General features: G+C 41.6%; 19 protein-coding genes, 1 tRNA gene and 2 pseudogenes. 4 read left to right on the forward strand and 18 right to left on the reverse strand.

The window, feature by feature from the left end; translation table 11 throughout:
- Positions 1–15: 15 nt before the first annotated feature.
- The 6 genes from LC033_RS05250 to LC033_RS05275 all read right to left on the reverse strand — a co-directional run bounded on the left by LC033_RS05250 (position 16) and on the right by LC033_RS05275 (position 6,528).
- Positions 16–1,146 carry a glycosyltransferase family 1 protein gene (locus tag LC033_RS05250; RefSeq protein ID WP_226567205.1) on the reverse strand — a complete coding sequence of 377 codons (1,131 nt, stop codon included), beginning with the start codon at positions 1,144–1,146 and terminating at the stop codon, positions 16–18.
- Entirely contained in the window at positions 1,139–1,978 is an 840-nt protein-coding gene (gene epsE, locus LC033_RS05255) for a glycosyltransferase EpsE (RefSeq protein WP_226567206.1), read from the reverse strand. Before epsE ends, LC033_RS05250 begins: the two co-directional genes overlap by 8 nt.
- The gene (locus LC033_RS05260) at positions 1,971–3,119 is read right to left on the reverse strand and encodes a glycosyltransferase family 4 protein (protein ID WP_226567207.1); all 1,149 of its coding nucleotides are present in this window, start codon (positions 3,117–3,119) and stop codon (positions 1,971–1,973) included. Before LC033_RS05260 ends, epsE begins: the two co-directional genes overlap by 8 nt.
- Positions 3,085–4,959, reverse strand: a complete 1,875-nt coding sequence (locus LC033_RS05265; RefSeq protein WP_226567208.1) for a polysaccharide biosynthesis protein — start codon at positions 4,957–4,959, stop codon at positions 3,085–3,087. The genes LC033_RS05260 and LC033_RS05265 overlap by 35 nt, the downstream gene beginning before the upstream one ends.
- Before the next feature lie 164 nt (positions 4,960–5,123).
- Positions 5,124–5,807, reverse strand: a complete 684-nt coding sequence (locus tag LC033_RS05270; RefSeq protein WP_226567209.1) for a CpsD/CapB family tyrosine-protein kinase — start codon at positions 5,805–5,807, stop codon at positions 5,124–5,126.
- Positions 5,797–6,528 carry a YveK family protein gene (locus LC033_RS05275; protein ID WP_226567210.1) on the reverse strand — a complete coding sequence of 244 codons (732 nt, stop codon included), beginning with the start codon at positions 6,526–6,528 and terminating at the stop codon, positions 5,797–5,799. The genes LC033_RS05270 and LC033_RS05275 overlap by 11 nt, the downstream gene beginning before the upstream one ends.
- Before the next feature lie 256 nt (positions 6,529–6,784).
- On the opposite strand from LC033_RS05275, the gene slrR reads away from it, so the two are divergent.
- On the forward strand, positions 6,785–7,252 hold the full coding sequence (gene slrR, locus LC033_RS05280; protein WP_226567211.1) for an HTH-type transcriptional regulator SlrR: 468 nt from the start codon (positions 6,785–6,787) through the stop codon (positions 7,250–7,252).
- Positions 7,253–7,343: 91 nt separating this feature from the next.
- On the opposite strand, the gene LC033_RS05285 is transcribed toward slrR, so the two are convergent.
- Together LC033_RS05285 and LC033_RS17195 are read right to left on the reverse strand one after the other, a co-directional pair.
- Positions 7,344–7,568, reverse strand: coding sequence for a phage holin (locus LC033_RS05285; protein ID WP_226567212.1), 225 nt, complete (start codon positions 7,566–7,568; stop codon positions 7,344–7,346).
- 142 nt (positions 7,569–7,710) lie between these two features.
- Positions 7,711–8,064, reverse strand: a pseudogene (locus LC033_RS17195) (TroA family protein); the annotation flags it as partial.
- A gap of 316 nt (positions 8,065–8,380) precedes the next feature.
- On the opposite strand from LC033_RS17195, the gene LC033_RS05290 reads away from it, so the two are divergent.
- Positions 8,381–9,790 (forward strand): polysaccharide deacetylase family protein, encoded by a 1,410-nt coding sequence (locus LC033_RS05290; protein ID WP_312887857.1) that lies wholly within the window; start codon positions 8,381–8,383, stop codon positions 9,788–9,790.
- Positions 9,791–9,805: 15 nt separating this feature from the next.
- Here the strand turns inward: LC033_RS05290 and abc-f are convergent, their stop codons facing one another.
- Positions 9,806–11,365: a ribosomal protection-like ABC-F family protein gene (gene abc-f / locus LC033_RS05295; protein ID WP_226567263.1), complete on the reverse strand. Its 1,560-nt coding sequence runs from the start codon at positions 11,363–11,365 to the stop codon at positions 9,806–9,808.
- A 748-nt stretch (positions 11,366–12,113) separates the two neighbouring features.
- Positions 12,114–12,189, reverse strand: a tRNA-Arg gene (locus LC033_RS05300).
- A gap of 252 nt (positions 12,190–12,441) precedes the next feature.
- Between LC033_RS05300 and clpP the strand changes: the two genes are divergently transcribed.
- Positions 12,442–13,038: an ATP-dependent Clp endopeptidase proteolytic subunit ClpP gene (clpP, locus tag LC033_RS05305; protein ID WP_226567214.1), complete on the forward strand. Its 597-nt coding sequence runs from the start codon at positions 12,442–12,444 to the stop codon at positions 13,036–13,038.
- A gap of 56 nt (positions 13,039–13,094) precedes the next feature.
- Here the strand turns inward: clpP and LC033_RS05310 are convergent, their stop codons facing one another.
- The gene (locus LC033_RS05310; protein WP_226567215.1) at positions 13,095–13,673 is read right to left on the reverse strand and encodes an LOG family protein; all 579 of its coding nucleotides are present in this window, start codon (positions 13,671–13,673) and stop codon (positions 13,095–13,097) included.
- Positions 13,674–13,808: 135 nt separating this feature from the next.
- Here LC033_RS05310 and LC033_RS05315 point away from each other — a divergent pair, with 135 nt between their 5' ends.
- Positions 13,809–14,150: a MazG nucleotide pyrophosphohydrolase domain-containing protein gene (locus tag LC033_RS05315; RefSeq protein WP_226567216.1), complete on the forward strand. Its 342-nt coding sequence runs from the start codon at positions 13,809–13,811 to the stop codon at positions 14,148–14,150.
- Here the strand turns inward: LC033_RS05315 and LC033_RS05320 are convergent.
- The 7 genes and pseudogenes from LC033_RS05320 to trxB form a co-directional block, all read right to left on the reverse strand.
- Positions 14,145–14,296, reverse strand: a pseudogene (locus LC033_RS05320) (hypothetical protein); the annotation flags it as partial. The gene LC033_RS05315 and the pseudogene LC033_RS05320 sit on opposite strands and share 6 nt — an antisense overlap.
- Before the next feature lie 272 nt (positions 14,297–14,568).
- The gene (locus tag LC033_RS05325) at positions 14,569–14,826 is read right to left on the reverse strand and encodes an HPr family phosphocarrier protein (RefSeq protein ID WP_226567217.1); all 258 of its coding nucleotides are present in this window, start codon (positions 14,824–14,826) and stop codon (positions 14,569–14,571) included.
- Positions 14,827–14,852: 26 nt separating this feature from the next.
- Positions 14,853–15,803: a DNA-binding protein WhiA gene (whiA, locus tag LC033_RS05330; RefSeq protein ID WP_226567218.1), complete on the reverse strand. Its 951-nt coding sequence runs from the start codon at positions 15,801–15,803 to the stop codon at positions 14,853–14,855.
- Between the two features lie 17 nt (positions 15,804–15,820).
- Positions 15,821–16,780, reverse strand: a complete 960-nt coding sequence (gene mgfK, locus LC033_RS05335; protein WP_226567219.1) for a gluconeogenesis morphogenetic factor MgfK — start codon at positions 16,778–16,780, stop codon at positions 15,821–15,823.
- Entirely contained in the window at positions 16,781–17,668 is an 888-nt protein-coding gene (rapZ, locus tag LC033_RS05340) for an RNase adapter RapZ (protein ID WP_226567220.1), read from the reverse strand.
- A gap of 39 nt (positions 17,669–17,707) precedes the next feature.
- Positions 17,708–18,172, reverse strand: coding sequence for an 8-oxo-dGTP diphosphatase (locus LC033_RS05345; RefSeq protein ID WP_226567221.1), 465 nt, complete (start codon positions 18,170–18,172; stop codon positions 17,708–17,710).
- Positions 18,173–18,528: 356 nt separating this feature from the next.
- Positions 18,529–19,479, reverse strand: coding sequence for a thioredoxin-disulfide reductase (gene trxB / locus LC033_RS05350; protein WP_226567222.1), 951 nt, complete (start codon positions 19,477–19,479; stop codon positions 18,529–18,531).
- Between the last annotated feature and the right edge of the window lie 12 nt (positions 19,480–19,491).

Here is a 19,491-nt window from a genome sequence, read left to right on the forward strand (position 1 = left end):
TATCTAAACCCTTCCTTATAACCCATATAAATCCATTACACGTGTGATGTTCTGTTTCACATCAAATCCTCTTTGTGCAAGCTGAGAGATAATGGTCTCTTGAAGAGGGGATTCTGCATGATAGGCTTCAAGTACCGTCTTCATCCATTCATGTGCTGAGTCCTGAAATGACTTCCGTTTCACAAGTCCGCAACCTAGATCAACTTCTTCTGTAATATGATCTGAAATCACACAAGGCAAACCAGATGCCTGTGCTTCCACTAATACAAGCGGAAGGCCTTCAAACAAGGAGGGCATCACAAAAACATCAAATGCTTTCATATATTGCGGAACCTCCGATACAACGCCCGTAAAGACAATGTCCTCCATCAATCCTGCTTTTTTTGCATACGTTTCAATCTCTTGTCTCAGCGGTCCGTCTCCTACGAGGACAAGCTGAAATGAGACTCCCTGTTTTTTTAAAGCCTGTGCAAGCTCAATGAAAAAAACATGATTTTTTTGCTTATGAAATCGACCGATATGACCAATCACCAGCTTCTTTTCATGAAGTTGGAGCTGTTTTTTCATCTGAACCTTTTCGTCTTGCCCCGGCTGAAAAAAAAGGTCCAAATCGATCCCATTCGGTAACATCTCAACTTGTTTATTTTTCATTTTTTTCTGCCCAAATAAAAAGACACCGGCATCTTCACCGCATGCAACGAGCTGTGTGGAAAAGGCAAAGATCAGCTGACGAAACCCCTTGAGTATCAAGTTGTCAAACCAGCTTGGCGACTGTTTCCAAGCGGTATTATGTGAATGGCAAATGCGCCCCTTGACACCGGCCAATTTAGCAGCAAGTGCGGAAAAGCCTGTTTGAAAGTCAGTATGCGCATGCACTGCCTGATAAGGTCCCGTTCGCTTTATCGTCTTCGCCAATGTGATCACAAAAGCAAAAGGAGAGGACGCCCCAATACTCGGGACATAAAAGATACGTCCCCCGAGCTGACGAATTTCCTCATCGTAATCGCAGGTATCCTCTCGGTGGGTAATGAAATCAAATTGAAGGGCATTCCTGTCGAGTGCACGATAGAGATTCATGATCATGGTTTCTGCTCCGCCGCGGTTCATCCCACCCACAATATGCAGCATGCGCTTTGGCTCACTCACCCCGAATCGTCCTCCTTTTCAACATAGACGCTTCAAGCTTTCGGTGATGATAAAGCCTCATCAAATTAGGTGACAAACAGGCGCGAATCACCGGCTTGAGGGCATATAGATAATCTAACGGCGACAATTTGAATAGCCAGCATGCTTTTAAAACGAGCCAGGCATTATCAATGGAATATCGGAACTTACGGCGCTGAAAGGCCGCTTCATCCTCTCTCACAAGGTATAAGGGTTCTTGTAAATTAAAGCCTTTCCTCCCAGCTTTAAAAAAGCGAATCCAAAGGTCAATGTCTTCCATACGTCTTGTTGTTTTCACAGATCGATATCCATTTAATGATTTGTAAGCAGATGCCCTCATCATAATGGTCCCGTGACAAAAAGGAGTTCCTCTTGCCAGCACCTTTCGATCAGGTTCTGATGTAAGTGACCGCACACCTTTCGTTCCCGACTCATCAAAAACTGTCATCGCCGTACCGACCACATCATATTCAGGGTGTGTTTCGAGGAAATGAACCTGTTTTTCTAAACGTGTAGACACCGATAGATCGTCACCATCCTGTCTAGCGATCCATTCACCCTTTGCTTCAGCTAGACAGCGATTCAGACTAGCAGCCAGTCTTTGGTTGTGTTCGTTTCGGAGGAGGCGGATTCTTTCAGGATCATGCTTTAAATAAGGCAACACTTTTTCATATGTGCCATCTGTTGATGCATCGTCACATATGATGAGCTCCCAGTTTTGATAGGTTTGATGAATGATTGATTCAATGCTTTCTTCTACTGTATCTTGGCAATTGTATACGCCCATGATAATTGATACTTTTGGCTTACGCATGCTGTATCACCTTCTCTGCTTGATCTATATAGGTTGTATAAATCTTTTCCATGGCATTAACCGTTTGTTCCTGTGCAAATATGTGAGCTATGGAACGCCCCGCTTTTCCCATGAGATGCTTCTGGTCTTTTTTATGATAGAGCTGCTTTAAATAATCAGCTAAACCATTTATATCTTGCGGTTTTACTAAAAAGCCATTCACCCCATGCTTGACAAGCTCACAGTGTCCTCGATTTTCAGTTGCAATGACCGGTTTCTCAGCAGACATTGCTTCAAGAAGATTCATGCCGAGCCCTTCTCTCCTGCTGGTTGACACACAGACATCACTTAGATGTATCCATTCCTCAATTTGTTTACAGAAACCAGCAAATTGAACATGCTGCTCAAGATTCAACTGACGTACCAGTTTTTCATAGAATGGCCGGCTTATCCCTTCCCCAGCAAACACGATCTTCACATTCGGTATTTTCCTATAAAGCTGTGCACATGCTTTGATAAGCATCTTTTGATTTTTATTGACGTTCAATTCGCCCGCACATAGCACAATAAAATCTTGTGAGGTCAATCCATATTTTGTGCGAAGGCGCTGCTTTTCTTTGTCATCAACTGGTGAAAAACGCTTCATATCTACACCCATGCCGGGAATATAATGGACAGATGCCCGCTCTTTTGACAAACGATTCGCTCTTTTATAATCTTCTCCATTAATGGTGATGAGGACATCTGTATATCGAATGAACCATCTCTCAATCGGGTAGTAAAGCAACCAGTTTTGAAACGGCGCCCCCTTCCAAAAGTGAAACCCGTGTGCGGTGTAAAGAACCTTCGTCCCTTTTTTACGCGTGCTTTTGGCTGCAAGCCTGCCAAGAACACTTCCCATCGGTGTGTGACAATGAATCAAATGGTAATACTCTTTGTCCAGTAGCTTTTTCAAATCCATATAAGCAAGCCGGTTTTGTAAATGAAAAGGGGAACGCTGAATTGGAATAGAGTGAGATTGATCTACATGCGGCAGCTCCAGCTGACCATTTGCGGCCGTATGCACTTCCCACCCTTGTTCCTGAAACCACCGAAAATACGGAAGGTGGAATGCCTTAAAATGATAATCAACCGTTGCGCAAAACAAGACTTTTTTCTTCATTGGCAAGCGTCCCCTCCTCTCTTTTCATCTGTTCAGACAATAGATCATGAGACTCAATCGCAGCAAATAACGATTGTCTCAATTGATCGTCACTCATCATGTCAAATTCTTGGATAAAGCGGTTCAGCACATATGGATCACCATCCAGTGCATGGCCGATATGAATTTTCGGAAAAATTTGCTCCTTTGCTTTTTCATGCTGGTTGAGTAACTCCTCATACATTTTCTCTCCTGGACGAATGCCGGTAAACATAATCGGAATCTGGTCTGTGGTGTAGCCTGAGAGGTGAATGAGGTTTTCTGCGAGGTCGACAATTTTCACTGGCTCCCCCATGTCTAAAACAAAAATCTGTCTTCCTTCTGCCAGTGCACCTGCTTGAATAACAAGCCTTGATGCTTCTGGGATGGTCATAAAATATCTTGTCATGGCTGGATGCGTGACCGTCACCGGGCCACCTTTTTCGATTTGTTTTTTAAAGATTGGAATAACGCTTCCCCTGCTTCCGAGTACATTCCCAAATCGAACGGCCACAAATTTCGTCTCGCTGCTTGCCCCCATTTGCATGATCAGCATTTCAGCAAACCGCTTTGTGGCTCCCATCACATTGGCAGGGTTGACCGCTTTGTCAGATGAAATGAGGACGAATGTTTCGACTCCGTGCTCATGTGCGGCTTCTGCGACATTTTTTGTCCCAATGATATTGTTTTTCACCGCTTCTTTCGGACTGATCTCCATGAACGGGACATGCTTATGTGCCGCTGCATGATACATGATATCTGGCTGAAATTGACCAACAATTTCACTCATTTTCTGTTTATCTTGAATATCCGCAATTTGTGGATAGAGGCTGATGCTGTCTCCATATAATTCTTTCAGCTCTAGTAAAATAGAATGAATGCTAAATTCTCCATGTCCCACAAGCACAATCGCTTGAGGGGCAAACACACAAATTTGACGACAGATTTCTGATCCAATCGACCCACCTGCCCCTGTCACCAGGATCGTTTTTCCCTTTAAGTGAGCAGATAGACGACTTGTATCTAATTGAATCGGCTCTCTTCCTAATAAATCCTCTGGCTGCACATCCCGTAATTGATTCAGCGCATAGGTGCCTTTTAAAATCTGTTCCATTTCCGGCATGATCTGTGTTTTGACCCCAGTCCCTACACACTCCTTATACAGCCCTTTTAATGTTTGGCTGCTTTTGGACGGAATGGCAATGATGATCTTTTGAATATCCATCATCAAGACAGCTGTTTGAATGTTTTCTTTTCCCCCAAGGACGGGCAGGCCCATGATTTCAAGTTTATGCTTCGTTTTGTCATCATCAATGAAGGCTACTGGCTCAATATGTACATCACTCGACTGCTGAAGCTGACGAACGATAATCGTCCCTGCTGATCCAGCGCCAATGATTAACGCCCGCTCCTTTTCTTCCTGCAACCGCTTTGCGCCATCATGAAATAATCTAGATGCCATCCGAGATGCACCGATGAACAAAACATGGAAAAGCCAAACGATGAACAAGAACCGGAATGGCCATGTTTGTACGAAGAGGTACAACATCGTCATCGAAAATAAAAAAGAACACACAAAGGTCTTCATTAAAGAAAATAACTCTCTAACCCCTGTATATGCCCATATTTGCTTGTACACATGAAAGATGTGAGCAAATAAATGGTGCCCAATGAGCAGACTGAGTGAAGAAATGACGAGCATTTCAAATGTATATACGGTTAACGCCGCCTCTTGGACAAATTGAAAGCCAAAAAAGACGGCAACTAAAATGAGATATGAATCTAGTGCCACGATGATTGATAATCTTTGGGCGTATGTCAACGCTCCTCCCCCTTTTTCAACATCACTATTCTTACGTAAAATGGGCATCAAACCCGTCCTCACACCCCACCTTTGATGACGAGCATCTAAGGCATATCATATGCCCACAGCAGAATCGAGTACCTCCGTTGTTAAAGATTAGGAGACATCACCTATCAGTCTATTTAATACATATACAACCTGCCCTTTTTTTCTTTCTTTCCATTTAGCATAGCTCCAAGCAGTTTGCCTGTTGTTCCTTCTAATACTTCTTTTGACTTCTTCACGGCGGCAATTTTTGTTTTGCCACTTAAAACAACGAGAATGCTACCATCTGTTCGGTTCGCTAGTATTTTTGCATCTGCAACAGGCAGTAGCGGTGTGGAATCAACAATCACCATGTCATATTGCTGTTCAATATCATAAAAAAGCTGCTTCATAACAGAAGAAGAGAGCAGCTCAGCTGGATTCGGCGGAATGGTCCCGCTCGGAAGCAGTTCTAAATGCTCAATCGGTGTAGGTAAAATGGCTTCCTCCAAGCTGCAATTATTTAATAGCACATTGGTTAAACCAGTGTGATGACTCAGGTCAAAGTATTCATGAACCGCCGGTTTTCGTAAATCAGCATCCATGAGCAGCACCCGCTTTTTTTGCTGTGCAAAAACAGCTGCTAGATTTGCAGCCGTAAATGATTTCCCTTCCTTCGGTAAGGAGGATGTGACCAAAATCGACTTCAATCTTGTTTGGATGGATGTGAATTCGATGTTGGTTCGGATCGTACGGAATTGTTCCGCAATGACAGAGTGAGGATTTAATACAGAAATACAGGATAAGTCTCTCTTTTCTCGTTTATTCCTCTTAAAGATCAATGTTCTGTCCTCCCGTTATGACGGAATGCTTGTCTTTTTTTGCCCTCCTGTCTGCTTGCATCTGATAGACACTGCCGAGCGACGGCAGCCCGATCTCTTCTCTTATTTGATGTGTTCGTTTTACAGTATCATCGAGTAGATTCATTAAGAAAATGAGTGTAAGGCTTCCTAATAAAGAGGCGCCTAGTGCCATAACGATGTGAACGAATTTCCTTGAATTCATGAGAATCGTGTTTGACAGCTTGGCTTCAGACAAAACGTTAATACGATCCATATTCATGGTTTTTTTGATTTCTTCTTGCAGCACCTCTGTTGCCGTATTAGCGATCGCGACTGCTTTCGCACGGTCTTCATCTTGTACAGTAATATTTATGACCTCAGACTCATTTTCTGTACTAGTGGCAATTTTGTGTTTTAATCCTTCAGCCGATTCTGTGAGATGTAGCTTTTCCTTTACTTTTTCAATGACAATGGGACTTTTCAACAGGACTTGAAAGGTACGTGTATATTGAAGGTTCATCTGAATATCGTTTAAATTCGCTTGTGCGTCATTGCTTCGTTTATGAACAAGAATTTGAGTGGTTGCCTGATATACAGGAGTTGAGACATAGAACTGATAGTAGGCTGAAATGCCCGTTACGATCAGGACAATCAGGATCAGAAGGGCCATTTTCTCTTTAACGACAGAAAACAGCTGCTTAAAACCTATATTCTCATTCATAGATCCTCCCCATTTCATCATTAAAAGGTTATATATGGTTTCTTTTTGTTAATGATTGGATTATAAAAGATAATACCCGCAAAGAAAAATGTCATAATAGGTCTTGTAGTTCTTTTTAAAGAACGAAATCGTTCGTTTTCTTTTGTTTACTTCCTGTTTCTTATGTTTTTGAATTTTATAAAGAACAATTTATTTTTTATAATGAACGAAAAGGTCGCAGAACTATTCTTCAGGGAGAAGGGAGATCATATATCGAATGATAGGAAAGGTGATACGTATTTACCGAAAGAGGAAAGGATACTCGATTCATCAACTGGCTGAAGAGGCCCATGTCTCTAAGTCCTATTTGAGTAAAATTGAGCGTGGTGTCCACCGAAATCCATCTGTCCAGTTTTTAAAAAAGGTAACCTCTTCACTAGAAATTGATTTACAAGAGCTGTTTGATGCAGAGACGATGATATTTCATTACTCTGAGGGTGAACAGGAATGGCGGGAACATGTAGTTAATGCCGTCCAATGTGGCATGCCAAAAGAAGAGCTGTATCAGCTACTTCAAACCTTTAAAAAGGAGCAGGAAGAAAAGACACTACATGTCACCCATAGAAAGCTGACTGATTCAAATCTGTCAGAGTGGAAGCATCTCATGAGTGAAGCGAAGGCTATTGGCTTAACCATTGAGGAAGTAAAAGCGTTTCTTACCAATATGGGAGAACAGCGGGCGTAAGCCTTTCAGGAAGGACCAATTTGCGGGGAGAGGCGTCAGATGACGCCTCGATGAAATAGAGCCTTTTATCATCAAAAGGCTCTGTTTTCTCTTATTCTTCTTTTTTTGTTCGTGCTTTTTTCGTAATATCATTGTTTTTCCAATAGGCCCATAGCGATGTAATCCCAAGAAAGGCTAATGTAATGAATTGCTGAACGCCTTCTTTATCAATGGGAATTGGGCTTTTCCCGGCAGCGGTTAGAGCACTGTTAACAAGCGCCAATAAAAGCAACACAAGCCTTGTGATCGTACCTGCACTAATTTTTTGAACTTTCAACTGTAGACCCTCCCTTTCCCTTCACGCAGAACTGTACTGCTCGTTCCCTCTCATATGTATGCAATAAGCGAATGAATAGAAGAAAGAATTAAAAAAAGAGACATCATTCCTATGTCAGAAATGATGCCTTGATCGTGTGTTTTTATTTTTGAAAACATTTTTTTGCTACATCCATTGCCATTTTATTGCCTAGTGCTGTGAGTAATCGAGCTATGGCTGATCTACAATCGGATTACTTGGTTTTTCTTCACGGCTTTAGTCCTTTCCAGATTGGTGTCTGTTCTAACTGTTTGAATACCGCTGCGCTTTATCATCAGGTTGACGACGACAAAAATAGCATCTGCATCAAATTCAGGAAGCACCTCTGAGAAATTACTTCAAAAGGCCTTTTGCTATCCAGCTTTTTTACACCATCTGCAGGTGTCAGTCCTATATCCTCGTATAAAATAGGACTCATCGGGCGCTTCATACAAATTACACGTTTTGGTTGAGGTGTTCGCTTATCCTGCAAAATTGGTTTCATTCTTTACTTCATTAAAAGTCAATTTGAAAATGAGAATATAATATCAAAATGATAGCTGTCAGCCCCTGAAAAATAATGTAAGACTGAGGATACTAGAGGCGATGTTTCTTTTCTCCTGCTTTTTTGGAAAAAACGACCTATCATTATTGATGATAGTTTGGAAAATAGTTGACATCCCCTATGAAAATCACCTAAAATTACAAAAGCAAGTCAAATGTTATAAAGATATTACAAAGAGATGTCAAACGGATAAATAATGACCCGTCATATGAGAGGAGAAATGAAAGTTGTGTCAGTAAAGGGAAAATGGAGTATGATGCTATTTGCGCTTGCTATCGTCATTGGAGCAGTTGCTTTCTTTCAAAATCAGCAAGCAAGCGGTACAAAGAAGAAAAATGTGAAGCAGGATACAAATTATAAAAACGTCGAAATTGTCACCCTCGTAAATGACGGGAAATTTATGAGATATGCAGTCAACTATCCTCTTTTTCATCAAAAAAAGCTAGATGACAAGATCCAAAGCTATGTAAATTCAGCATTAGAGCATTTCAAAAAGACATTCAGTGAAGCAAAGGATATTGATCAAAACAAGCGCTTTGAACTGAATATTGATTATGACATGGTGCATTATGCTAAACAATCCGCTGCCATTCACTTTACGACCTATACCTATACAGGTCAGCAAAAAGGGACCACCCATAGTGTAACGATCAATTATGATTTTCAGAAAAAAGCCTTTCTGGACACAGAAGATTTATTTCAGCCAAAAACGAATTATTTAAAGCAATTATCCTATATTACATACACAGAGCTTCAAAAGGATAAAACCTTATCTAAGGATCAATCTCTCCTTCAGAAAGGAACAGCCCCTACTACTCAAAACTTCAGTCAATTTGCCTTGAAAGAGAATTATGTAGAGTTTTATTTCCCAGCATCTCAGGTGGCCGCAGAGGATCTTGGCCCGCAAACGCTGGCGATCAAAAAGACGTTGCTGAAAGACATACTGAAGCCAGAATATATGAATAAGACAAAAAATCAGAATGAAATCAAAGAACCAAAACCAAAAAGAAAAGCCGTCGATCTGCCGCAAAAATCAGAGCTAGATCCGAACAAAAAATCCATTGCACTCACATTTGATGACGGCCCGAATCCAGAGACAACCTCAAAAATTTTAGATGCGCTTAAGCAAAATAAAGGCCATGCCACCTTTTTCGTATTAGGCAGCAGGGTGCAATATTATCCCTGGATGCTTGCCGATATTTTAAAAGGCGGGAATGAGATCGGAAATCATACATACAACCATCCTTTATTAACAAGACTTCCTCTTAAGCAAGCGGTGAAACAGGTAAAGGATACGCAGCAGCTGATTGAGAAAGCCAGCGGTTATACACCTTCGCAATTTAGACCGCCATATGGAGGAACAAATCAAGAAATCAATCAAGCGGTTGGGATGAACGTTTCTTTATGGGATATTGATCCTGAGGATTGGAAAATTCGTAACAGCGAGCAGATCACAAGCCTTGTTCTCTCACATGCAGCAGATGGCAGAACGGTATTAATGCACGATATCTATGACAGCTCAGCTCGAGCAGCAGTGAAGATCATACATGAGCTCACCAAACAAGGCTACCAGCTTGTCACAGTCAGTGAACTTGAACAATTGAAAAAAGAACGAAACGAACCAACCCCTGTGCATTAAACACAGGGGCTTCTTTTATGCCTCTAACGACTTCTTTTTTTTCAATAATGCTTGAAATGTCTCTTCCAGCTCCTGAGATGGCTCTATACTTAAGCGGCTGATCACTTCAGACAACTGCATATCAATTAACAAAATCTCCTCTTCCCTCTTTGTCACAGCTTGCTTTTTTTCCTTTTGGTTATACTCTTCATATGTGCCATCAAACCGTTCAATGGTTCCTTCGTGAACATGCAGAATACGAGTGGCGACTTGCTTAATGAGCCTCCGATCATGGGAGACAAACACAACGGTACCTGGGTAATCTTTTAAAAGTCCTTCAAGCGCTTCTACTGCCGCAAGATCTAAAAAGTTCGTCGGTTCATCAAGCATCAGGACATTAGCATCACTGACGAGTAGTTTCGCAAGCAAAGTCTTTACCCGTTCTCCCCCGCTTAACACACCAACTGGTTTATACACATCATCTTCTCTAAATCCAAGTCTCGCTAAAACCGTTCGAATCACCGTCTCATCTTGAATAGCCTGTTCAAGCGCATTGTGTAAGATCGATTCATCTAGCTTCAGTCCTAAAAGATCCTGACTGAAATAGCCTATCTTGACAGCTTCTGAACGAGAGATATCGGGATGTCCGTTCACAAGCATTTGGAGAAATGTCGTTTTGCCGCTCCCATTCTTCCCGATGATGGCAACTTTGTCTCCGCCACTCACTTCAACATTCGCCTGCTTCCAAAGAATTTGATCACCAACTATTCCATCTACATTATGGACCCGTAAGATGGTCCGGCTTGCCACTTCCTTCATCGTATTCTGAGTCATTTGAATGGGCTGTATGTCCTTTACTTTCTCGACCTTTTCTAATTTCTCCATTCTTGTTTCAATGGATTTGGCTGTTTTTTGAAGCTTTTTTTGCTTGTTTGCGTAGTAAGGTTTCGCAATTCTAGGTCCTGAGGATTTCAGTTTTTGGGATGTCTTTGTGGCTTTGTCGGCTTTTTTCATTTTCTTTTTCAGCGCATTCTCTAACTGTTTTTTCTTTTGTGTATAAGCCTCGTACGCTTCCACTTGCTGACGATGCGCCAGTTCTTTTTGCTGTGCAAAATGCGTGTAGTTGCCTTTGTATTGTTTGAGCATCCCATCATCTAGCTCCCAAATGTCTGTACATACCGCATCTAAAAAAGTGCGATCATGTGAAACGACAATGAGGGCACCTTGGTAATCGCGTAACTTTCGTTCTAGCCATTCAATGTGCTCTGTATCTAAATGTGTCGTCGGTTCATCTGCTAATAAAAGGGCAGACGGACGACTTAGAGCTCTTTCAATATATGTCTGGGTTATCTCTCCACCACTCTTTCTGCCATCTGCTTTTTTCAGCTGAGGAAGCAGCGTACAGGTCGTTGTGGCAGCAAAAGTTCCACTGTCAGGTTTTTCTTGACGAGCCAGCACATGCAATAAAGTGGTTTTTCCACTGCCATTTGTCCCCACAAGTCCAATGCGATCGCCTTGATGGATGGCAATCTCCTCTATATCAAATAACACCCGATCCTTTCGAAACACCTTTAACTGATTGGCTTTCATTAACATCCCATCCTCCCCTTTCATATCAGAAGACATGAAAAAGCCTCCCATTCTCAGAATAGGAGGCAAATTGGTGTACAAAAATAAGCGTATTGATACAGAATGACATGCCTTTCATCAAATGAACACAAATTCCCCGTATCAATCACCTCATTCCTTGATTCCCAAGCTGTACCATCCTATTCCGAAGCTAAAAAATGAAAACGCAGCAAACATGGCAACACATGTCGTTTCTTACTGCCTTCGTTCTTTCATTTTGCTTACAGGTCATAGGATTAGTACTTCATTGCATTGGGTCACCCTTCCATCGTTTGTTACGTATACGATAAAAGATTGGTTATTTTTTGTCAAGCCTGAAAAGACATGAGTTTAATCATTATTGTAATATAGGTATAAAAAAGATCTTCGGTACCAACGTAATTGGCATCGTAGTTCAAGTGTAGTCTCTGATGGTTCTTTCTCTAAAGTTCTGCGCAGTCATTACGGTTATAACCGCATCTAATGCGTCTTGTATTGTCGTGAATGATGAACGAATCCGATCGCTACTTCCGTTGCGCCTATTCCCTTTCCGTCTTCTTGTGATCGCCATAATAAAAAGCCTCCCGGAAATTATTCCGCAAAGCTTCGTAGAGAATCGGTCTAGGTTGTCCGCAAAGACACGAAATCGGATAAAAACGAATGTCCTTTTCTTCCCTGATCGTGGCATTAACGGACCGTTGGAAAACGTTGATATAACGGGCGTTAAACGTTAGGACGCGCTCGGAGGGATTCGAACCCCCGGCAGACGTGGTACCGGAAACCACCGCTCTATCCAACTGAGCTACGAGCGCACGATATGTTTTTTGAACGTCAGCATAACAAATTATAAGGGAAATGTTGCAAAAAAGCAATGATTAATCATCAGTCGTGATGATGTATTTTCTTCTTTCAGATACATATACTCATATGATGGTTTTAAGTGGAATGATTTTGGGAAAAATGGATAAGGGTATTTGATTTTAGGTCAGCATTTTGTTTGACCTTTATTGACCAAAAATGTATCATTGAATTACATACTACCTAAAAGGTGAAGGAGGAACATTATGAATTTAATACCTACAGTCATTGAACAAACAAATCGTGGGGAAAGAGCTTACGACATTTATTCTCGTCTTTTAAAAGACCGTATCATCATGCTTGGTTCTGCGATTGATGACAATGTTGCCAACTCCATCGTGTCACAGCTTCTTTTCTTAGAAGCCGAAGATCCAGAAAAAGATATTTCTATCTACATTAACAGCCCTGGCGGTTCTATCACAGCTGGTATGGCCATTTACGATACGATGCAATTTATTAAACCAAAGGTATCAACTATTTGTATTGGTATGGCTGCATCAATGGGTGCGTTCCTGCTTGCTGCTGGTGAAAAAGGTAAGCGTTATGCCCTTCCAAACAGTGAAGTCATGATTCACCAACCACTAGGCGGTGCCCAAGGTCAAGCAACAGAAATTGAAATTGCGGCAAAACGAATCCTTTCTTTACGCGATAAACTGAACCAAGTACTTGCTGAACGTACTGGTCAACCAATTGAAGTCATTGAGCGCGATACAGATCGTGACAACTTCAAAACAGCGGAAGAAGCACTTAAATATGGACTCATTGACAAAGTCTTGACCCGTAATACAGAAGACCAAAAATAGTCACAGAACCAACCGTCTGTTTCTTTGAACAGACGGTTTTTTGTTGTTCAAATGCTTTAAGACAGCTCCGTCCATTTCTGCTGAAGAGAAGGTGTTTGATAAGAAGCCATCTGTGAAATTAATGCTTCCGGCTCTCCGGAAGCATTCAATAATTGAAGGTGTGATTCATTTGAAAAGCCTTCCTGTACACTGAATGTCACCATATCAAGGAGCGGCTTGAAATAGTCATTCACTTGATACAATCCGATTGGCTTTTGGTGAATTCCGATTTGTGACCAGCAAAGCACCTCAAATAATTCTTCATATGTACCAAAACCACCTGGCATGGCAATAAATCCATCGGCCAGCTTGCTCATTTTCGCTTTTCGTTCATGCATCCCTTTTACTTCTATTAATTCTGATAGCTCTTGATGAACAACCTCTCCTCTAAAAAGCCCTTTTGGCATGACGCCGATCACATGCCCGCCATTTTTCAATACCTCATCCGCAATGACTCCCATTAATCCAATTCGTGAGCCGCCGTATACAAGACGGATTCCCTGCTCTGCCATATAAGCGCCCAGCTCGACAGCCTTTTGTTTGTATATGTCATTCACACCTGGATTTGAACCAGCAAACACACAAATCGTTTTCATCAAAACAGCTCCATCTCTCTCTATGATTTTTTCACCCACTCATTCTACTATAGATGATTGTAAAAAAACAGCCACTTTGTCTATATATAGTGTAGAATTAATAGATGAACACCATATAAGGAGCTGTACGAAAATATGCAAATAACTGAGATGGAAAAGTGGATCAAGGATTTTTACGAAATGAGAAAATGGACAGAATACGGGCCGTTTATCCGATTAGGCTTCCTCATGGAAGAAACGGGAGAACTCGCTCGTGCCGTCAGAGCAGTAGAAATTGGGCGCGATCGGCCTGATGAGCAAATACAAGAGGCATCTCAGTTAAAAAAGGAACTCATTGAAGAGATGGGAGATGTGTTAGGGAATTTACTCGTTTTAGCTGATCTCTATGATGTGTCATTAGAAGAGGTCTTTTCCTCTCATCAACAGAAACTTACACAGCGTTTTTCTGGTGAGAAAGAGCAGGCAAAAAGCTTATAGGTGCTGTGGCGAAATATCATCGGTTCGTTCAAAGAAATGCTGCTTTCCGATGTGATGAAAAAGACCCGTACGATGCAAAAGCTTTCGATGTGATTGAAGCCCAACAATCATGAGTTTTCCATATGATGCTTTAAACGATTGGAGATAAAAAGTTACTACCAGTCTCTTTATCGGTAATTCTAAATGAATACCCATCTGGAGCGTAAACTGACAAAGAAAATTAAATGACTCATTCGCTTCTTTTATCATTCCAGTGAAAAAGTCATCATTCAAATAGCTATTAGGAACAATAAGAGCTAATATTCCCTCTGCGCCATTTTTCTTAATAAAGCGGGCAATTTATCAAAGCCGATCTTCTGTAAAAAGGCTGATTGAAGAATCAACATTCTCTCCTAAAAAACTGAGCCCTTGAAGAGACTCAGTTTTCTTGATTGATAAAATCTGTTAACGCATCCATGGCTTCCTGTTCATCCGCGCCATTTGCTAGCAGTGTGACGGTGACCCCAGAGCTGATCGCAAGACTCATAAGCCCCATAATACTCTTCGCATTGACCTTTTTCCCATCTTTCTCTAAAAAAATATCCGCACCAAAGCGATTGGCTTCTTGAACGAACAAAGCAGCCGGTCGTGCCTGCAAACCTGTTTTCAACTGAATTGTGACCGTTTTTTCCACCATATCATCTGCCTCCTTTTTTGATTTCCCTATTTGAGTGTAACAGCTTGTCCATTTCGTAATTGTTCTGCAATTTGGTCTAGTTTTCTTAAGCGGTGGTTAATGCCTGATTTGCTGATCTTCCCGCTTTCCACCATTTCGCCAAGTTCCTTTAGCGTGACTTCTTGATAGTCAATTCGCAGTTTAGCAATTTCACGCAGCTTATCCGGCAGGGCATCCAGTCCAATTTTTTCATCAATGAATTGAATGTTCTCGACCTGACGCAGTGAGGCACCGATTGTTTTATTCAAGTTTGCTGTTTCACAATTGACAAGACGGTTAACCGAATTCCTCATATCACGGACGATTCTCACGTCTTCAAAGCGAAGCAATGAGTTATGAGCACCCACGACACTGAGAAATTCCGTAATTTTTTCAGCTTCTTTCATGTACGTAATATACCCTTTTTTGCGCTCAAGTGTTTTACTGTTAAGATGGAATTGATTCATTAGCTCACAAAGGGCATCATTATGTTCTTTATATAGTGAAAAAATCTCAAGGTGATAGGAGGATGTTTCTGGATTATTGACAGAACCTCCTGCTAAAAAGGCCCCTCTCATATAGGAGCGCTTGCAGCATCTTTTCTTCACAAGCTCTTCTGAAATATTACGCTCAAATACAAATTGTCCGCCTAATATTTTCAAATCCTCTAAAATGGTTTTCGCTCGTTCTACCAGTCTGACAATATACACATTATTCTTTTTTAACCTCATTTTTTTACGGACGAGCAGCTCGACTGTCACATCATACTTCTTTTTCAAAAGGGTATAAATACGTCTTGCAATAGCTGCGTTCTCTGTCTGTATATCTAAAATCAATTTCCGATTAGAGAAAGATAAAGAACCGTTCATACGGATGAGGGCAGAAAGCTCTGCTTTTGTGCAGCAGTCCTTCACGTCCAGATTAGTCAACTCTTTTTTTGTTTCTGATGCAAATGACATCCTTGCCACCCCCATTCCTATTTTTTCTGATGCAGCAGATCGACGAGCAGTGAGGCTACTTTCAGTGTGTCGTGACGTATCACATTCTGGTCATATGTAATGATTTCTCCAGGAATGACTTCCAGTCCCATTGCTTTGAGTACATCTGTGTCGAATTGTACAGGCTGTGCCTGTTCTTCTGCATATCTTGCTTTGATTTCTTCTGGAATTTCTTTATTGTTGACAAAAATGGTGTCAATAAATGACTGGTTCATATGATGGTTTAATGCCTGCACATGATCAGCTGCGCTATAGAAAAGCGTTTCCCCTGGCTGCGTCATGACATTGCAAATATATACTTTTTTCGCCTTTGAGCAAATGACTTCTTCTCCAATATGCGGTACAAGCAAATTGGGCAAAATACTCGTGTACAAGCTGCCAGGACCAATGACGATCAAATCAGCCTCACGAATGACTTGAATGGATTCTGGGAGCGGTTTAATGGTATTTGGTGTGAGGAAGACTCGTTTAATCCTTTCACCATAGGTTGGGATTTTCGATTCTCCTGTGACCACTTGCCCGTTTTCTAATTCTGCATGAAGTACAACACTTGAATTCGCTGCTGGCAATACTTTTCCTCTCACATTTAAGACCTTGCTCATTTCTGTGACGGCATGAAAAAAATCACCGGTTACATTTGTCATAGCCGCAAGAATGAGATTGCCGAGAGAGTGGCCTGTTAAGTCATTCCCTTTGTTAAAACGGTGCTGAAATAAATCTTCCACAAGCGGCTCAACATCAGAAAGGGCCGCGAGCACATTTCGAATATCACCGGGAGGCGGGATATTCAAATCATGGCGCAGTCTGCCTGAGCTGCCTCCATCATCAGCAACCGTCACAATGGCGGTAATGTCCACTGGTTTTGTTTTTAGCCCTCTCAGTAAAACAGATAAGCCAGTGCCTCCACCAAGAATGACAACCTTTGGTAGTGTCGTCATCTATTTTCGGCTTCTCTTTTCAATGTCCCGGTGAGTGACATGTGTGTAGTAATCGTTTTTAAAATACTCCGCTAAATAATTGGCTAGCGTCACTGATCGATGCTGGCCGCCCGTACAGCCAATGGCAATGACAAGCTGACTTTTTCCTTCTCGTTTATAGGATGGAAGCATAAAGCTGAGAAGATCAATTAATTTCTCCGTGAATTTTTGCGTTTCACTCCACTTCATTACATAGGAGCGCACTTCTTCATCATTTCCAGTCTGTGGACGCATGCTCTCAATATAGTAAGGATTCGGTAAGAATCTCACGTCAAAAACAAGATCAGCATCAATTGGCAAACCGTATTTAAAGCCAAATGACATCACGTTCACTGTAAACACTTGCCCTTGATTGGTCGCAAAGTGTGTGACAATCTTTTCTCGAAGCTGTTTTGGCTTCAGGTCCGATGTATCAAAAATCATTTGAGATCGGCCTTTCAACTCCTCTAACAGCTCACGCTCCATTGCAATCCCTTCGAGCGGGAGACCTGTTGTCGCAAGGGGATGCGAACGTCTCGTTTCTTTGTATCTTGAGACAAGCACCTTATCGTTTGAATCTAAAAATAGAATCCTTGGTGTGATCCAGCCGATATCACTCATTTCATCTAAGGCAGCAATTAAGCTATCAAAGAATTCGCGTCCGCGCAAATCCATCACAAGGGCAACCTTGCTCATCTTTGAATTTGATTCCTTCATGAGCTCCAGAAACTTCGGTAAAAGTGATGGTGGTAAGTTATCCACACAGAAATAGCCTAAGTCTTCAAAGCTTTGAATGGCAACGGTTTTCCCCGCACCTGACATCCCTGTAATAATCACAAGCTGAATATCATCTTGTTTGTACGTATTCATGCCTGCTCCCTCTCCTTCTTTATGAAAACGGTTGATTTATTAGTCTCCTTGAGGATCTAACCGATAAGAAATCAGCTCAAAATCTGGTGTATACGTAAAAGTGCCGTGGAGAAGTCCTTTCCCTTTTAGCATGAAATCAAGAATATGGGAATCTCCAGGAGCAATTGGCAAACTAGGCACATCCTTTACGTCATGCCATTTTAAAATGCCTTCCTCCGACTCTGACACGTTTTTCCCCGTAAAGGAATCTGCCATAAAGGTGAACATCATCCACTCTTGGATGATTTGATCCCCTTCTTTTATGATAAAAGTAAAAACACCTTTTAGCTGCGGATTTAAAAGATAAATGCCTGTTTCTTCTCTATACTCTCGAATGACTGAATCCTTAACCGATTCCCCGCTTTCCATTTTTCCACCAGGTGCTACCCACCAGCCGCGTCTTGGCTTTTGTAGCAAGAGAACTTGATCTTCGTGATGCAGCACACAATTGGTTACTCGTTGCATCAGCTGTCACCTACTCTTTTATGTCTTTTTCTTATTATACAGGTTCATACTAACTCCCACAATGAACATGCCCGTTGTTCACTGAAAACGGACAGGGTTTCATCTGAATCATGTGACGTCCCGTTTCTCTATTCTTTAATTTTACAACATCTAACGGTTTACCATGCATCATTTGTGAACATCTCGTGAATTTCTGATTTTAAGCAAAAAAAGGCACGGATTCACATCCGTGCCACACATGTATTCCTTATAAAAGGGGGTCAATTACTAGTTATATCATAACGGATAATTGTTTCACCCGTGTTACATTCCAGTTAAAAGCCCGTGACGCTATATTAAGGATTTAAGACATCTGTTTATTTCATTGCTTTTAGCTTTTCAGCAAGCTCTTCTACATAATGTTGTGCGCTCTGTGCTGCAATGCTTCCGTCACCTGTTGCTGTGACAATTTGGCGAAGTGTTTTTTCCCGAATGTCGCCAGCTGCGAAAATGCCTTCAACTCTTGTTTCCATTCTTTCGTTTGTCTCGATATAGCCTTCTTCATTTGTAATCCCTAGATTTTCAAATGGTTTAGACAGTGGCAGCATACCAATGTAGATAAAGACGCCGTCTGTTTTGAAATCTTCTTCTTCACCTGTCACAGTATCAATTAATGTCACACTACCGACTTTCCCGTTTTCTTCATTGATCTGTTTAACGGTTTTGTTCCACATGAAGTTGATTTTTTCATTTTCAAAGGCACGTGCTTGTAAGATGCTCTGGGCACGGAGTTTATCACGTCTATGGACAATCGTTACCTTTGAAGCAAAGCGTGTGAGGTAGACACCTTCTTCTACCGCAGAGTCTCCGCCGCCAACGACCACAAGCTCTTTGTTTTTAAAGAAGGCACCATCACACACTGCACAGTAAGAAACGCCGCGTCCGCCAAGTTCTTTTTCACCTGGTGCACCGATTTTTTTGTATTCAGCCCCTGCCGCAATAATGACAGAGCGGCCTTTGTATTCTTTTGCACCGGCTTTGACGATTTTGTATTCTTCACCGTCAACAATTTCTTTAATATCACCATACGCATACTCCGCACCGAACTTCTTCGCATGCTCAAACATTTTATTTGAAAGTTCCGGCCCTAGGATGCTTTCAAAGCCAGGATAGTTCTCGACATCTTCCGTATTCGCCATTTGTCCGCCTGGAATTCCTCTTTCAATCATCAGTGTTGAAAGATTTCCCCGTGATGTATAAACAGCGGCTGTCATTCCGGCAGGACCCGCTCCGATGATGATCGTATCGTAGATTTTTTCTTCTGACACAACTGTCACTCC

The organism is Bacillus stratosphericus (genome assembly GCF_020524495.1).
Classification (GTDB): Bacteria; Bacillota; Bacilli; order Bacillales; family Bacillaceae; genus Bacillus; species Bacillus stratosphericus_B.

What these genes read in the sequence shown, in the direction of transcription:
- epsE (WP_226567206.1), bottom strand. Translation starts at nt 1,978, where the DNA reads ATGCGTAAGCCAAAAGTATCAATTATCATGGGCGTATACAATTGCCAA.
- LC033_RS05260 (WP_226567207.1), bottom strand. Translation starts at nt 3,119, where the DNA reads ATGAAGAAAAAAGTCTTGTTTTGCGCAACGGTTGATTATCATTTTAAG.
- LC033_RS05275 (WP_226567210.1), bottom strand. Translation starts at nt 6,528, where the DNA reads ATGAATGAGAATATAGGTTTTAAGCAGCTGTTTTCTGTCGTTAAAGAG.
- slrR (WP_226567211.1), top strand. Translation starts at nt 6,785, where the DNA reads ATGATAGGAAAGGTGATACGTATTTACCGAAAGAGGAAAGGATACTCG.
- abc-f (WP_226567263.1), bottom strand. Translation starts at nt 11,365, where the DNA reads ATGTTAATGAAAGCCAATCAGTTAAAGGTGTTTCGAAAGGATCGGGTG.
- clpP (WP_226567214.1), top strand. Translation starts at nt 12,442, where the DNA reads ATGAATTTAATACCTACAGTCATTGAACAAACAAATCGTGGGGAAAGA.
- LC033_RS05310 (WP_226567215.1), bottom strand. Translation starts at nt 13,673, where the DNA reads ATGAAAACGATTTGTGTGTTTGCTGGTTCAAATCCAGGTGTGAATGAC.
- LC033_RS05315 (WP_226567216.1), top strand. Translation starts at nt 13,809, where the DNA reads ATGCAAATAACTGAGATGGAAAAGTGGATCAAGGATTTTTACGAAATG.
- LC033_RS05325 (WP_226567217.1), bottom strand. Translation starts at nt 14,826, where the DNA reads ATGGTGGAAAAAACGGTCACAATTCAGTTGAAAACAGGTTTGCAGGCA.
- whiA (WP_226567218.1), bottom strand. Translation starts at nt 15,803, where the DNA reads ATGTCATTTGCATCAGAAACAAAAAAAGAGTTGACTAATCTGGACGTG.
- mgfK (WP_226567219.1), bottom strand. Translation starts at nt 16,780, where the DNA reads ATGACGACACTACCAAAGGTTGTCATTCTTGGTGGAGGCACTGGCTTA.
- rapZ (WP_226567220.1), bottom strand. Translation starts at nt 17,668, where the DNA reads ATGAATACGTACAAACAAGATGATATTCAGCTTGTGATTATTACAGGG.
- LC033_RS05345 (WP_226567221.1), bottom strand. Translation starts at nt 18,172, where the DNA reads ATGCAACGAGTAACCAATTGTGTGCTGCATCACGAAGATCAAGTTCTC.